The sequence below is a fragment of the Limihaloglobus sulfuriphilus genome (assembly GCF_001999965.1).
GTDB lineage: Bacteria > Planctomycetota > Phycisphaerae > Sedimentisphaerales > Sedimentisphaeraceae > Limihaloglobus > Limihaloglobus sulfuriphilus.
Genome location: NZ_CP019646.1, coordinates 2833789 through 2849322 on the forward strand (window position 1 = coordinate 2833789; position 15534 = coordinate 2849322).

10 protein-coding genes are annotated in these 15534 nt (G+C 46.7%); 4 read left to right on the plus strand and 6 right to left on the minus strand.

The window, feature by feature from the left end:
• The first annotated feature begins 201 nt into the window (after nt 1-201).
• The 3 genes from SMSP2_RS10895 to SMSP2_RS10905 all read left to right on the plus strand — a co-directional run bounded on the left by SMSP2_RS10895 (nt 202) and on the right by SMSP2_RS10905 (nt 3767).
• Nucleotides 202-1110, plus strand: coding sequence for a hydroxypyruvate isomerase family protein (locus tag SMSP2_RS10895; protein WP_146683991.1), 909 nt, complete (start codon nt 202-204; stop codon nt 1108-1110).
• Between the two features lie 122 nt (nt 1111-1232).
• Nucleotides 1233-2519, plus strand: coding sequence for a Gfo/Idh/MocA family protein (locus SMSP2_RS10900; RefSeq protein ID WP_146683993.1), 1287 nt, complete (start codon nt 1233-1235; stop codon nt 2517-2519).
• 117 nt (nt 2520-2636) lie between these two features.
• Nucleotides 2637-3767 carry an ATP-binding protein gene (locus SMSP2_RS10905; RefSeq protein WP_146683995.1) on the plus strand — a complete coding sequence of 377 codons (1131 nt, stop codon included), beginning with the start codon at nt 2637-2639 and terminating at the stop codon, nt 3765-3767.
• Nucleotides 3768-3775: 8 nt separating this feature from the next.
• Here SMSP2_RS10905 and SMSP2_RS10910 read toward each other — a convergent pair whose 3' ends face one another.
• Genes SMSP2_RS10910 through SMSP2_RS10930 form a run of 5 tightly spaced genes read right to left on the minus strand, consistent with a single transcriptional unit; the run spans nt 3776 to nt 10364 of the window.
• A complete protein-coding gene (locus SMSP2_RS10910) occupies nt 3776-4609 on the minus strand; it encodes an alpha/beta hydrolase (RefSeq protein ID WP_146683997.1) in 834 nt (277 codons plus the stop codon).
• Nucleotides 4610-4621: 12 nt separating this feature from the next.
• Nucleotides 4622-5161, minus strand: a complete 540-nt coding sequence (locus SMSP2_RS10915; RefSeq protein ID WP_146683999.1) for a hypothetical protein — start codon at nt 5159-5161, stop codon at nt 4622-4624.
• A 25-nt stretch (nt 5162-5186) separates the two neighbouring features.
• Nucleotides 5187-5603, minus strand: a complete 417-nt coding sequence (arfB, locus tag SMSP2_RS10920) for an alternative ribosome rescue aminoacyl-tRNA hydrolase ArfB (protein WP_146684001.1) — start codon at nt 5601-5603, stop codon at nt 5187-5189.
• A gap of 10 nt (nt 5604-5613) precedes the next feature.
• Nucleotides 5614-7587, minus strand: coding sequence for a site-specific DNA-methyltransferase (locus SMSP2_RS10925; RefSeq protein WP_146684002.1), 1974 nt, complete (start codon nt 7585-7587; stop codon nt 5614-5616).
• Nucleotides 7588-7589: 2 nt separating this feature from the next.
• The gene (locus SMSP2_RS10930; RefSeq protein ID WP_186804690.1) at nt 7590-10364 is read right to left on the minus strand and encodes a DEAD/DEAH box helicase family protein; all 2775 of its coding nucleotides are present in this window, start codon (nt 10362-10364) and stop codon (nt 7590-7592) included.
• 583 nt (nt 10365-10947) lie between these two features.
• On the opposite strand from SMSP2_RS10930, the gene SMSP2_RS10935 reads away from it, so the two are divergent.
• Nucleotides 10948-13470: a DUF2961 domain-containing protein gene (locus tag SMSP2_RS10935; RefSeq protein ID WP_186804691.1), complete on the plus strand. Its 2523-nt coding sequence runs from the start codon at nt 10948-10950 to the stop codon at nt 13468-13470.
• 97 nt (nt 13471-13567) lie between these two features.
• Here SMSP2_RS10935 and SMSP2_RS10940 read toward each other — a convergent pair whose 3' ends face one another.
• Nucleotides 13568-15361: a sodium:solute symporter family protein gene (locus SMSP2_RS10940; protein ID WP_146684008.1), complete on the minus strand. Its 1794-nt coding sequence runs from the start codon at nt 15359-15361 to the stop codon at nt 13568-13570.
• Nucleotides 15362-15534 lie beyond the last annotated feature (173 nt).

Sequence of the window (15534 nt, forward strand, 5' to 3'; positions counted from 1 at the left end):
TTTTTTTTAAGGCAGCGGGAGTTTATTAGTCTGCGGCATTTTATTGAAGCAAAACACAACGTAGATCAGTCTATTTCCGCTAATTCTGTAATACTACGGCAACAGGCGGCGTAAATCGATAAACGAGCGGGTATTTGTGTTGACATTAACGGGCTGAAAGGATATAAGTAATGTAATAGTTATATCTTTTGGAGAACCGAAATGGATAGACGTGAATTTATTATTGCAGGTGCCGCCGCAGCGGCTGTTGCGGCCTCACCCTCTCTTCACTCACAGGAGCATACCATGAAACCAGTTTTTAAACTCAAGTACGCGCCGCACTTCGGCATGTTTGAAAATTCCGCCGGCAAGGATTTACTCGATCAGCTACAGTTCGCGGCAGACGAGGGCTTCCGGGCATGGGAAGACAACGGCATGATGAAACGTGACAAAAGCCTCCAGCAGAAAATAGCCGACAAGATGGCTTCGCTGGATATGGAGATGGGTGTATTCTGCTCGTATCTGGGCTACGGCAAGAAAGATATGGTATCCAGAACGGACAAGGATTTCCAGGACGAGCTTCGCAAAATGAGCCATGATACAGTAGAAACTGCCAAACGTGTCAACGCGAGGTGGTGCACAGTCGTTCCCAGCGAGGTTGAAATGAAGCTCGATTACGATTACCAGATGGCTAACTGCGTGGAAAACCTGCGGGTTATGGCGGAGATTTTCGAAAAAACCGGCCTTGTAATGGTTCTTGAGCCGCTCAACTGGCAGGCCAACCACCCGGGGCTGTTCCTGACCAAAATGGCACAGGCGTACAATATCTGCACCGCCGTTGATTCGCCGAGCTGCAAGATACTCGACGACCTGTACCACCAGCAGATAACTGAGGGTAACCTGATACCCAACATCGACAAATGCTGGAAACACATCGCATATTTCCAGACCGGCGACAACCCCGGCCGCAAGGAACCGACAACCGGAGAGATCAACTACCGTAACGTATTTGCCCATATCCACTCCAAAGGATATACCGGTATAGTCGGCATGGAACACGGCAACAGCCGGAAAGGAAAAGACGGCGAAAGAGCCGTCATAGAAGCGTACCGAAAATGCGATAATTTCTAAACCCCGACTTTAAAACTAATTAGACAAGATTAACAAGATGGACAGGATTTTATTGAATTATATTTAAATCTTGTTAATCGTGTAAATCATGTCCACTTTATTTAATTATTTAAGGAGTAAAAATGAAAAATAACAAGATTGTTATGACCCGCAGAGATATAATTAAAACCGCAAGCGTATCAGCGGCAGTGCTGGCCTCCGGTTCATCGAAACTCTTTGCCGCCGGCCATGAAGAGCTGAAAATCGCCCTTGTCGGCTGCGGCGGACGCGGAAACGGAGCACTTCGCGATCATATCGCCGCCGCAAAGGCCGTCGGCACAAACGTTAAAATTGTCGCGTTGGCTGACTTCTTCCTCGATAAGGCAAAGGCAACCGCAAAAGAGCACGGCGTCAGCGAGGATATATGTTACGGCGGAGCAACCGGTTACAAAAACGTCATGTCAAGCGGCGCAGACCTGGTACTTCTGGTCACGCCGCCGAACTTCCGCCCGCTGCACTTAGAGGCGGCAGTCAAAGCGGGAATGCATGTATTCATGGAGAAGCCGGTTGCAGTTGACCCGCCCGGAGCAAGGCGAATTATAGCCGCCGGCGAAAAGGCAAAAGCCGCCGGGCTGAGCATTGTTGCCGGCACACAGCGCAGGCACCAGGGCGATTACCTGCGGACGTATGACCTGGTGCAAAAAGGAGTTATCGGCGAGATAAAAGGCGGCGAAGTTTTCTGGTGCGGCGGCAAACTCTGGCACCGCGACCGTAAAGAAGACGAATCAGATGCGAGCTATCTGGTACGCAACTGGGTGAACTTCACAGAGATGAGCGGCGACCATATCGTGGAACAGCACGTCCATAACATTGACGTTGCGAACTGGTTTATAGGCCGGCTGCCGGTCGCGGCTCTGGGCTTTGGAAGCCGCAGCCGCAGGGTTACCGGAAACCAGTACGACTCATTCAGTGTGGATTTCGACTATGGCGAGGGCGTGCATATCCACAGCATGTGCCGCCAGATTAACGGCTGTTACAACAGAGTGGCGGAGCATTTTGTCGGCACAAAAGGCGATACATGGGCATCGAACGCTCCAAAAGACATAGACCCCGCGATCAAGCCCGCAGAGATAAAGACACACGACAACCCGTACGTGCAGGAGCATATCGACCTGCTAAACGCCGTAAAAAGCGGCAAGCCGATCAATGAGGCATACAATGTCGCCGCATCGACCATGTGCGGGATAATGGGCAGGATAAGCGCATATACCGGCCAGATGGTTCGCATGAGCGACCTGATGACAAACGAGCAATCGCCGTTCTACAGCATGACGCTGAAACTAACAGCGGAAGATTTCGAAACGGGCAATGTTTTCACCCCGCAGGAAGAAACCGCCCCGCTGCCCGGAGAAGCCTGGAAACCGGCATAATTCCAGCAGTGCGAAACCAGACTATTCACAAAATATTATAATAATTCGTGATTGTATTCGAAAATTATTATATTTTTTTGTGTTTACATTCACAAAATATCATAGTATAATGTGAATATGATAAACAGGCACATACAGTCAGATCTCGAAAACAGGCTGTTTTCCGGCAAGGCAATCGTTCTCATGGGACCGCGCCAGGTAGGAAAAACCACCCTTATTGACATGGTATGCGGCAGCAGAAAAGATGTTTTGTATCTTAACGGCGATGAGCCCGACATACGTGAAAACTTCAGTGATATTACCTCTGACGAGCTGATTGCAATTATCGGTTCAAATAAGATTGTGGTTATAGACGAGGCGCAGCGAATAAAAAATATCGGATTGACGCTGAAATTGATAACCGACAAGATTAAACACGTGCAGGTCATTGCCTCCGGCTCATCTTCATTTGAGCTTGCATCCAATATTAAAGAGCCGCTTACAGGCCGAAAAACCGAGTTTAAACTCTACCCGCTTTCATATGCGGAGATGGTTAAGCATCACGGACTCATCAAGGAACGCCGACTCCTTGAGCAGCGACTGATTTATGGCTATTATCCGGAGGTGGTAACCGCCGCCGGAGATGACGCACGCAATACCGTTAACGAACTGGCAGACAGCTATTTGTACAAGGATCTTTTCATTCTTAACGACATCAAGAAATCATACGTATTTGAAAAACTTGTTCAGGCCCTGGCATTGCAGATCGGCAGTGAAGTTTCGCCTCATGAACTATCCCGACTGATAGGAGTAGATAAAAATACTGTCAATAAATATCTCGACCTGCTGGAAAAGGCATTTGTGGTTTTTTCTTTGCCCTCGCTTGCCCGAAACGTACGCACTGAGCTTCGAAAGGGCAGAAAATACTACTTTTATGATACAGGAATACGCAACGCGGTCATAAACAATTTTGCATCACTTGCCCAGCGGGCAGATGTCGGGGCGATCTGGGAGAATTTCCTTATCGCCGAGCGCCGAAAACTGCTTGATTATAAGCGAATACGCCACAAAATGTACTTCTGGCGGACTACCCAGCAGCAGGAGATTGATTATGTTGAAGAGCGGGAAAACCGCTTTCACGCTTTTGAGTTCAAGTGGAACCCCTCCGCCAAAGCCAGGATATCGAAAACTTTCACACGTGCTTACCCTGACTCCGAGACGGCGGCTATATCACGCGAGAATTACGAAGATTTCTTTGATGTTCATTGACCCGTGAGTTACTTCTCTCTTGAGCTGATGTATCTGAGCAGTATCTCATAAGCCGGACTGACCATCTGGCCGTGGTCGCTGCCCTGCAGTTCGTAAAGGATAGTCTCCTTGTGGCCGGCGACTTTCATCATACGCATCATGTACGCGTTTTCCTCGTACCTGCCCAGCAGCTCCAGCTCACGGTCGCCGGTGATCAGCACCAGCGGCGGCGAATCGGGGCGTACAAGATACAGCGGCGCCATCTCGTCGATTATCGGCCGGGTGCCAGGGATCCCGCGTTCTCCTCGCACGGTGAAATGGGTGATTGTATGGCCGCTGAAGGGAAGCAAGGCAGCGATGTCATCGGCATCAATACCGTATTTTTTGAGGTAGCTTTTATCCATGCCGACCATGCTTGCCAGGTACCCGCCGGCAGAATGGCCCGAGACATAAATCTTATCCCTGCTGCCGCCGTATTTCTCTATCGCTTTGAATGTCCAGGCGACTGCCGCCGCGGCATCTTCCACATACACCGGCGATTTCACCTTCGGCGAGAGCCTGTAATTCGCGGCGACTACCGCCATGCCGCGGCCTTTGAGTTTTTCCGGAACAGATTTATTGCCGCCGGTTATGCCGCCGCCGTGAAACCAGACTACTGTTGGATAATCCTTTATTTTTGTGGGATAATAGATATCAAGCCTGCAGCGCTGTTGAATGTAATCATCCTTGTCCGCTTCTGCCGCGGTTCTGTAAAGTATGTCGGCTTCAAAATTGTACTGCTCTTGGTTTTTGCTGCTCTCTGCGCTGAATACAAAGGAAACCCCAGGCAAAAATACAACCAACAATATGAGATTTTTGTACATTATAACTCTCCTTTATTTTCTTATTTTATTCCAGAATTTTACGATACCCCGTGAGCCGGCGAATAACCATATTCCCAGCAGAAGCTGTATGACTGAGGGTAATACCCGATTCAGGCCGCCGCCGAACATTCTGGTGTACCCTTCCGGGCCCCTGCCGCTGCCAAGTGCCGAGGTGATTGCGCTGCCGGCATAACTTAATAGCAGTGGAAGCGTCAGGACAATAAAGTAAACCCCCATGCAGGATATCACGACTCTCATTACGTTATCGCTGCTGAGAGCAGGCCCGGCAGGCATAACCGCGTCCTCTTTGACCAGCCAACCGGCGATACGGTCGCTGAGTTTTATCACCGCAAGGCTGAACACAAGCGGAATCAGTATCCCTGCCGCAGCCGCAAGGACGCGGATAAGCATAATATTGATGCCCGAATCGTCTTGAAATTGATGATCATACATCATGTAGCTGATAGCTGCCCCCATATTAGGAATACTCCTTATCAGAACAAATACTCCCATCAGCTTGATCACAAGCGATGCCGTTTCGCGCTTACTCATTATAACCTCCAGAAATAATAGCCTTTTATTCAATAACATCGCGGCGAAGTTGTTTCTTTTCGCTTTTGATATTTTTTCGTTTAAGCCGTTTTTCTTTGGCTCTCCGCGGCACTTTCGTTGGAATCCGGCGGCGCTGCCTCACTAATGCCGAGCGTATCAACTCGCGGAATTTCTCGACCGCGTCGATCTGGTTGCCCTTCTGTGTGCGGTACCGCTGGGAAACTATCCGCAAGACACCGTCCTTGTCAATCCGGTTGGCGAGTCTGCCGCGTATCTGCCGTTTCTGAGCATCGCCCAGGCTCGCGGAGGCGGCAACATCGAAGAACAGCTCCACACGTGTATTGAGCTTGTTGACGTTCTGACCGCCGGGCCCGCTGCTGCGGCTGTAAGCAAACCGAAGCTCGCTCTCCTCAATCGATGTTTTGCCGTTTATCTGTATCATTAAAAGGTAATTATAGCTGTTTTGAATCGATTATCGTTTCATCACCTGCTATATTGCGGATTTTTAACCGGAATTTATCTGTATCAAGCGCATAAACGCCTTTTATCTTTTCCTTAATGCCGGCCTTGTCTTCCAAGTCAGGATTACTCTTCCAGACCTTGCCCAGTGTCGTATCAAACTGTACAGACTCTATCAGCTCAAGGCCGCTGCTGCTGAGTTTTACAGCCTTTGACAAATCCTGCTGCAGGGTTCCCTTTTTCGTCTTTTTTGCGTTGAATTCATCAATCTTGTTTTTCAGGTACGAGCTGAAAAAGTTTTTGATCTCAACCTTATATTTGCCGCCCTGCTTTGTTACCTTTACAATGGCATTATCCGGCGTAAACAGGGCGTCTCGTTTTTCACCGAGTAGTTCGTCAAGTGAAACAAGTTTTACCTTCAGCTCTGTTTTAGCGGTTTTATTGAGCTGTTTGTTCAGGTATTCCTGATTCACTTCCAGGTCTTTATGGGCATAGATGATAATGATTTCATTTGCCTTGTTTGTTACATCTTCAAGTTTATAGATTTCCTCAAGGTAAACATCAAGCAGCTCTCTCGTGAGCTTGTCGTGAATACCGGAAAACTTGACAGGCGTATATGTCCCCTTTGCCTGTGCGATACCGCCGTCCCAGAACTCGTTCAGGTCTAAATCGGCGCGGGATTTAAACCCGTCAATAATCCCGAATATCTTTGCCGTTGTCTGGGCGGGGTTGCGAAAAAGACGCAGGCCGTCTTTGATTTTGAGAATATCAAAACTCGCTCCAGCCTTCACAAGCCGGTCCCGGGTTGTCTGAACGGCGTTTATCCCGATATCACAGGCAATGAATTTTCTGTTAAGATCATTGGCGACTTTGGCGGTTGTACCGGAGCCGGAGAAAAAATCGGCGACTATCAATCCTTTGTCTGATGATGCTCGAATAACTCTTTCAAGTAAAGCTGCTGGCTTTTGTGTGTTATAGTTTTCCCTTTCTGACGAATTTGCTGATAATGGTTTAACCTCGTCATCAATCCATAAATCTCCTAAATAATTACCTTCTTTTTCGTCTAAATATCTTTTAACACGAGGAATTCCGTTTTTTGTAAATATTATTCTTCCTTCTTTAATACCGGTATTTATTTTATCCTGTGACCAAATCCAATGTTTTCCAGCAGGGGGGGCTAGCAGTTTTTCCCCAAATTTTCGAGTAGGGCCTTGTCCAGATTGGCTAAAATCAAATGACCCATACTTACGTCCAGTATTCTCTTCTATATATGGGTAGTTGGAGTCGTCTGAATTACCTTGTATATATACCGGATTAAATACAGTTTCTTCACCACACTTATAAAAGAAAATTGAATCTTTAACATTACTAAAGAAATCACTCTGTGACTTAGCTGCAGTTAATTTTCTCCAAACAATATCACTAACGAAGCTCTCCTCCCCAAAAACTTCATCCAATAATATTTTTACATAATGTCCAATATGCCAGTCAAGGTGGACATAGATACTCCCCGTTTCGTTCATTACATCTTTAATCGCCAGCAGTCTTTCATACAGCCAGTTCAAATAATCTTCTTTCTGCCATATATCGCCGTACATGACTTCCTCGCCGATAGTGTTATCATCGGCTTCTACTGATTCGCCGCCGTTTCTCAGGTATATTTTCTTTGCGTAGTTTGCCCCGCTGGCAAAGGGCGGGTCAATATACACAAGGTCAACCCTTATATTCTGCTGTTTGAGATAGGCACAGGCTGAGAGGCAGTCTCCCTGTATCAGGAGGTTTGTAAAATCGGCGTTTAAATCGGTTTCCTTGTCGAAAAGTTCCTGCTTTTTCAATTTAGGGCTTCTGACCTCTTCGATCAGCTCTGTTTCAAACACATCGATCTTATCGGGAAACCGCCGGCCCTGAAAATTCAGCAGAGCCTGGCCCTTTGCCGGTGTGATATTGTACTGTCTCGGTGTTTTCATATCTAAAAATCCTCTAATAGTTTCTTGAATGTATCAAGGTGTCTGGTAAAATCGTTCTTTCCCTTATCCACAAAGCAGTGGTATTTGAAATGTTTATTGTATTTTAAAAACTCCTGCTCTACAAACTTTTCCTTGGCCTTGAACTCATCGTTGTAGTAGGGCTCTCCCTTTGTTTCAATGATCAGCGCCTTTTCTATGGGTATCGTCTGCCCTTTTTTGTATTTCCTGTTCTCTTTTCTCCGCAGAATCAGAAAATCGGGGGTGTATCTGCCCCTGGGCGTCTGTATCCAGAAGGACTGCAGCCGCTCGTCTTTGTAGCCGTTAAAATAGACCTCAAGGTCTTTGAGCTCGCTTAATTTGAGCATTTCAGCCAGTGCGTTCTGTTCAAATTCACTGTCCATTTTATAAGGTACATAATTATAGCTGATATCCTGCGGGTCGCAGTTGTTTTCATCACCGAAGAAATCTTCCTCTATATTTTTCGGATCATTCGCATAGCCTCTTTTACCGAGTAAATCCCGCTCGGGTATTCTGGGCATTATTTTATAAACCTTGCCATCAGGGGACACAAGGCTGATTTCTTTATTGCTGCCTTGCCATTCGAGAAGTTCAATCTCTGTTTCCTGTTCGATCACTTCCTTTGTGTATTCAACCCTGTCCATAAATGAAGATGCTATCATTCTGTTTATACCGCTTATATCAAGATTTGGATTTAATATAAGCCACTCCATTTCCTTTTCAATACTGTCGTGTATGGCTCTTAAAGTATCAGCATAGTCCTCAAGCAGGTCCTTTTGTGAAAACAGACCGTAGGTGCACAAAGACAGGTTATACATAAAATCATCGAATGAGAAAAGTGCAGTCGCCTCTGCCCTGACATCCGCAACTGCAACCTCTCCTGTAAGACCGCTGGTACCTATCCTGCCCGATAATATGCTTTTGTCGTAATCGAATGACTTTTTAATACCGGCAAAGCGAAAGGCCACTAATTCCTTTTTTATTTCCGGCGAGCTCTTCTTAACTATCCTGTATTTGGTTTCAATCTGTTTGTATTTCAACCTGCCCAGTTTTGGCTTTCTGACCTGCACGTCTATGCTTTGCTCTTTTTTCTCTGAGAGGTCGGTTATGGAGAGCTGGTAATTTGCTCTGAGTTCCTTGTCAAGAGTTTCATAGTTATCTGATGACAGGTAAATCAGGGCATTTTCATTAGACGCGTCTGTTACTTCCCTCAGGCAGCGGCAGGTAGTCTGTAGAACGAAATTCTTTGTGGTTTTCTGACGCGGAAGAACGACCGATGTAAGGCTGCGGCAGTCCCAGCCCTCTGTACCCACAGCCACAAGAAGTATGATCCTTTTCTTTGAATACGGCTTATCAAGATTATTGAAGATTGCAAGATTTTCTTTTGGCAGCTGGTACTGCTTGTTTTTCTTGTCCACTCCCGAATAGTATCTGAAAATCTCATCCTCTCTGCCTTTGCGGTGTTTCTGGTACCAGTTTTGGACTATTGGTAAAATATCTTCATTAAGTTTCTTTATTGACGGGCAGTAAAAGGCAGCTTTGCTTTTCGTGCCGTTTTCATACTCGACATCATAATCTGAAAAGAAATCTGTTAGTGCCTGTTCTATGAATCTGCTTTCCTTTACGCTTACTTTTCGTATATCAGGCTTTTTTAGAAACTTGCCAATGCCGATATTGAGCGGGTAGTTATAAACAATATCCTGTATCTGGTTGAGGGTGATATTTTTGCCTTCTATTTCAATTTTTGTTTTTACATAGGGCGTGCCCGATAAACCTATTACTGAATTAACGTTGCCGTGTTGGTTTAGTACGCCTACGGCCTGCCGTAATTTCTTTTCCCCGTTACCGGTAGAGCCGTAGGAATGGTGAACTTCATCGAGAATAACCGTCAGGTTGGGAACCTGTGAGAGGGCTTCGCGTAATTCGTTGGTTTTCTTTAACTCAGATGCCTTTTTCTCATCATAGTACATGTTTTTGGGGTCAACGTAAATCTGGTCTTCTTCATCGTATCTTTCAAGAACGACCTTTTCGGCGTTGGTTATAAAAACCGTTCCGAAATCTTTCGATTGTTTTATTCTGTTTACTTTTTCAAGGTTGGGATTATTGCCGTGCAGTTTATCCTTTCTTTTTGAGCTCAGGCTGTCCAGTATTTCGATGGTAATAACCTGCTTTAGTTTATCCGCTTCCTCTTTCGGTAGTATCCATTCGGGGTTAAACTCTTTTATAGTTCTAAGTGATGGAAGAATCGCCGTTTTTGAAGCCTGAGGAGCGAATACAACAAAATTGTGTGCGAACCTCCTGTCGTTTTTAAAAAGACTGGCAAAATATAAATCCAGATAAATAAAGCACGCCATCAAATAAGTTTTACCTGCTCCCATTGGCAGGCTGAAAAGATAATTTGAATAATCAAAATTGTGTAATAATTCATCAAGCAGATTGTCCCAGTATATGCCTTCAGGGTCATTAACCAGTTTCTTGTTCAGAGCCTTTAGTTTATTGTCCTGAAAAAACTGATTGAGGAACTGCGTAACGTAATTCCCTTTGAATGTATAATAATAGTCGTACTCCTGAGCGGTTACGTCGTCATAGAGAATACCTTCCCTGACCATATCTGAGAGTCTTTTGTTATTACCGGCAAACTTTATCCACAAATAGGTTTCAATAGCCTCCCGCTGCGGCGGGCGAAGCCGTCCGGCTTCTCCGATGTGTCTAAGTGTATTGTTTATAAGAGATTGGTTATTCTCCTTCTCTAATTTCACCCATGTTTCTGTTTTACTTCTTATTAGACTGTAAATTGTATTCATTAAGAATTGCCTGTTGTTATTTTTTATATTACAAGTAACAGTGTTGATTCGGTTTCTTCTTAGAACCTTTGGGGACATGAGAGGAGCTTGACGCTTTTACCTTATAAGTCATTGCAAATAAATATTTTATATAGAGTTTCAACACAAAGTCATCCTTTGAAATATCTTGTTTTGTTGTTGTGCTTAACTTTATCATGTAATAAATAGTTTGTCAAATTAAATCGCTGGGCCTTCGAACATCAGATCTGCGTTTTTTCATAGTGGTATTTTGGACATATCTCTCAACTAATTTTTACAACAAAACTTGCGTCTCTACCGGCGGCTTATACGGTAAAACATTAGATCGCAACATAGCTAAACAAAACACTCTTCTGCCATCTTCTCTCGCTGCCGCGTCAAATAACGGGAGTAACTTAGAGTTTCCCCTTGAATCGGCTTTTTATCGCATTATAATTAGCAGGGTATGAAAATTTGAAAAACGAGAACCGGTTTTATGTCTCTCTGGTTCTTTAACGAGCACATTCGAAAGGGAATTGCCATGACCTGTAAAAGATGTATTTTGATGTTAATTGTGCTGACCCTGAGCGGCTCACTTCTTGCTCAGGTTAACTTTAGCAGTTTGGTTGAAGAAATGACCGACCTTGACAGGCTGGCGGATTTTTCTACCGCGAACTACAAAACAGTCCAGTATTCATCTTATGACAGGCGGTCCGATACTCCCAACGGCCCCGGCTGGTACGAAAATTCGGACGGTTTCGGCGGTGAGCCGATACCGGGCTTCGAGGCAGTTATCAGAGAGCCGGATAAGGACGGCATCGGCCAGTATCTGGTCTGCGACATCAAGGGCCCCGGCGCACTGGTGAGGTTCTGGGCCGCTGACAGCGCCGTTAAAGGCCAGGTGGAGATGTATATAGACGGCAGTGACGAGCCGGTTTTTGACGGCAAGGGTCTGGATTTCTTCCATAACACAGCGAGCTGGTATGCACGCAAAAACGGTATTGACGAGGCTCTTTTCAAAGGTACGTTTGAGCAAAGAGACGCGGTATATTTCCCCATTCCATTCGCCCGCAGCTGCCGCGTGGTCTATACCGGCAATACCAAAGATATGCATTTCTATCATCTCCAGGCGAGGCTTTACGGGCCGGGGACAAAAGTTGAGAGCTTTAAACCGGATGACATAAAAACAAACCTCGATCTGATTGAAAAAACTGCCGCGGTGCTCAGATCACCATCGCAAAATTATAAATATGATTCAGACAAAGCCGAGAGCTTCAGCGAAACCGCAGAACCCGGAACAAATAAACTTATCTGGGAAGCCAAAGGCGGCGGCATGATTGAAAAGCTAACATTAAAGCTGGATTCTACAGACACTTACGAATCTCTCAGAAACACCCTGCTCTATATAAGATTTGATGATTATGTCATACCGCAGGTGCAGTCTCCTGTGGGTGATTTTTTCGGCTCGGGACCGGGGATTGTGCCGTATGACTCCCTGCCCTTTACCGTTGACGGCGACGGGACGATGACCTGCCGCCTGCCGATGCCCTTTGAAAGCAGCGCAAAGATTTATATCCATAATCTCGGCAGCCGCGACGTAGAGATCACCGGCGGCCTGCTGTTAAAGGATATAGAGTGGGATTCGGACATGCAGCATTTCTACGCCAGATGGCGTGTTGACCATGATTTGATCAGTAACGATCCGAGTTTGAGAGATCTGCCGTTCCTGTGCGCACGGGGCAGGGGCAGATATGTCGGAACCTCTGTGGTAGTCAATAATCCCAATCCAATCCCGGGTTTTGGCGGCTGTTGGTGGGGCGAGGGCGACGAAAAGGTCTTTGTTGATGATGACCGCCTGCCTTCCATTTTCGGCACAGGAAGCGAAGATTATTTCAATTATTCCTGGTGTTCGACCCAGCTGTTTGAATATGCCTACGCCGCCCAGCCGCGTGTTGACGGGCCGGGCAACAGGGGTTTCACCAACAATATAAGATGGCATATCTTCGATGATATACCGTTCAATAATAATATCTTCTTCTACATTGAATTACTCACGCACGAACGCACTGAGGGGATTTCATACGCCCGGCAGAGCTATTTTTACGGAAATGACATTGTAGATGACCATATTTCCATAACGCCGGCGGATACCGTGAGGCCGGTTATAAAACCCTGGAAACCTGAAGCAAGATTCAATTTCAGCAATACGGAGTTTCTCCAGGCCGAACATATTGCCGCTGCAAAAGGCGGGGATATTACAATAGAATCCGATCCGCTATGGGCAGGCGGCGAGCTTGTCTGTTTCAACCCGAAAACGGAAGATGACGCCCTGAAGCTCAGGTTCAGCGTAGAAAAAGCCGGTGAGTACAGGATTTATATCGCCGCAAAACACAGCCGGTATTCAGGGACTCTTACAGCCTCGGTTGAGTCTAAAACACTGATCATGGACGGCAAAGAGCAGGTCAACCTGTTCCTCGACTCCACCGTTAGCTCACGTGTGCTGCGGCCGGAACCGGTAACGCTGTTTTCCGGTGAGCACACGATAACTTTCAAGGGTAAGGGCGGCGAGATCGGAATCGACTTTATCGGGCTCCAACTGCTCAGACGGATACCCGATGCCTCCCAGCCGTTTATACCATTCCAGGAAGCCGAGGGCATGAAAGTTACATCTACCTCTGAGAGCCTTGCTTACAGCCTGCAAAGCGATGAGGGGCTGGGCGTTGACTTCTCCGGCGACGCGCATCTCTGGATCAGGTTCACAGAACCGGGTCAATGGCTGGACATGGACATCTTATCTAATGTATCGGGCAGTTACAGCGGCGAGATACAGCTCACCAAGGCCGCTGATTACGGCATAGTGGAGATTTATTTTAACGGTGACAAACTCACACAAGCGGACTGCTATGTAACCACCGGAATAAAAACCCAGATTATACGGCTTGAAAAAATGCACTTCAACAAGGGCAATAATACCATGAAAATCAAAGTTAAAAACAAGAACCCCGATTCAGCCGGCTATTTTGCTGGATTTGATTATCTCAAAATAAATGAAAATCCGCTGTAAAGCTGCAAATTAGCGAGTAAAAAATTTATTCGCTGCCTTTCATTATTAACCAGGACAGAAATCATATAGTGCACTGTAATTGCCGCCGGTTATTCGGTTAAGCGTTTATCCGCAGTCTTTTCCAGGCGTTTATGAGCAGTACGGCCGCCGCGGCAGAAACCAGAGTGAGGATCACTGCCGGCGTGTAGTTACCGTAGATCCAGTATCCCGTTGCAAACAAAGCTCCGTAAGTGGTGGTGCAGCCGAAGAACATACACAAAATACCGACGGGCAGATCCCATCCCTTATCGTCTGTATCAACGGGCTGGTTCTCTGCGCGGGCGTTTTCAACGACTGCCCGCCAGCCGGGGCCGCCGGGTTTTACAAGTCGGTAAAACGACCTTAGTGTTTCTTTTTCGCTCGGCCGGGTCAAGAATGTTACGATAAGCCATGAAGCGGTTGTCAGAGCTACACCTGTTACAAGCCTCTGCCAGCTCTCTAATTGCGGCAGCGGGGTATGTGAGTGTATGAATGTAAAATAACAGGCTATCAAAAATGAAACCGCCATAGCGGTTATTTCACTCAGAGCGTTGATCCGCCACCAGAACCACCGAAGTATAAACAGCAAACCTGTGCCGGCACCAATCTGCAGGAGCAGATCGAAGGCCTGTTTTGCGTTTTCCAGAAGCGGCGCCAGCGCACACGCGGCTATCATAAGCAGCAGCGTGCAGATACGCCCCATACGGACGAGCTGTTTTTCTGTGGCGTTTGGGTTTATGAACCTGCGGTAGAAGTCATTTACAATGTATGATGAGCCCAGGTTGAGGTGAGTCGATATCGTGGACATGTACGCGGCAATCAGCGATGCCAGGACAAGCCCCAAAAGGCCGGCGGGTAAAAAGGTCAGCATCGCCGGATACGCCATGTCATTGCGCACTACCGAAGGGTTTACATTGGGAAATGCATCCCGCAGCGACTGAAGATCCGGAAATACCAGCAGAGAAGACAGGGCAACTATTATCCACGGCCACGGACGCAGGGCGTAGTGGGCAATGTTAAAAAAGAGTGTTGCCCAGACGGCGTGTTTTTCATTCTTTGCCGAAAGCATTCTCTGCACGAGATATCCGCCGCCGCCGGGCTCGGCTCCGGGATACCAGACGCTCCACCACTGGACCGCAAGCGGGATTATAAAGACCGAAACCAGAAGGCCTGTATCGGAAAAATCCGGCAGGATGCTCAGCTTGTCGGTGATTTCGGGATTTGTTATCAGGTTGGACAGACTGCCGACAGCCTGGTGTCCGAGAGCGTGCTTTGCCGCCATGACAGCACCAAACATAGCGATTCCGAACTGGAAAAAATCTGTGATTAAAACACCGGTCAGGCCCCCGAGCATACTATAGGAGACAGTAACAACCGCGGCGATAGTTACGGTCTCAAAAGGCGAGAGATTGAGCATTACAGCACCGATTTTTATCGCGGCAAGTGTTACCGTAGCCATTATGACCACATTGAAAAAAATGCCCAGATAGATTGCCCGAAAGCCGCGGAGAAAGGCGGCTGTCCTGCCGCTGTAACGGAGTTCATAAAACTCGACATCTGTCATCACTCCCGACCTTCTCCAGAGCTTGGCATATACGAAAACCGTCAGCATTCCGGTAAGCAAAAAAGCCCACCACGCCCAGTTGCCCGACACGCCGTTTTGCCGGACTATATCGGTTACAAGGTTGGGTGTATCGGTGGAAAAAGTGGTTGCCACCATAGAAACTCCCAGCAGCCACCAGGGCATATTACGGCCGGAAAGGAAAAAACTTGAGGCACTTTTGCCGGCTTTCCGGGAAACCAAAACGCCGACAATCAATGACAACAGAAAGAAACCAAAAATACTGACCCAGTCAATCATTTGCAGCTGCATGAGTTACAATCCTTTAGAAAAATTCACTCTAATCCTTGAAATTCCGTTTTAGATTATAACCTTTTCCGGATGCTTGTTCAAGCAATAACACCTGCTAATTTGAGCCGTAAGCACAGTTTTATTGCAAGACAGATAAGAGAACTTGCCATGCTTTTGTTATTATTGTCTAAAAA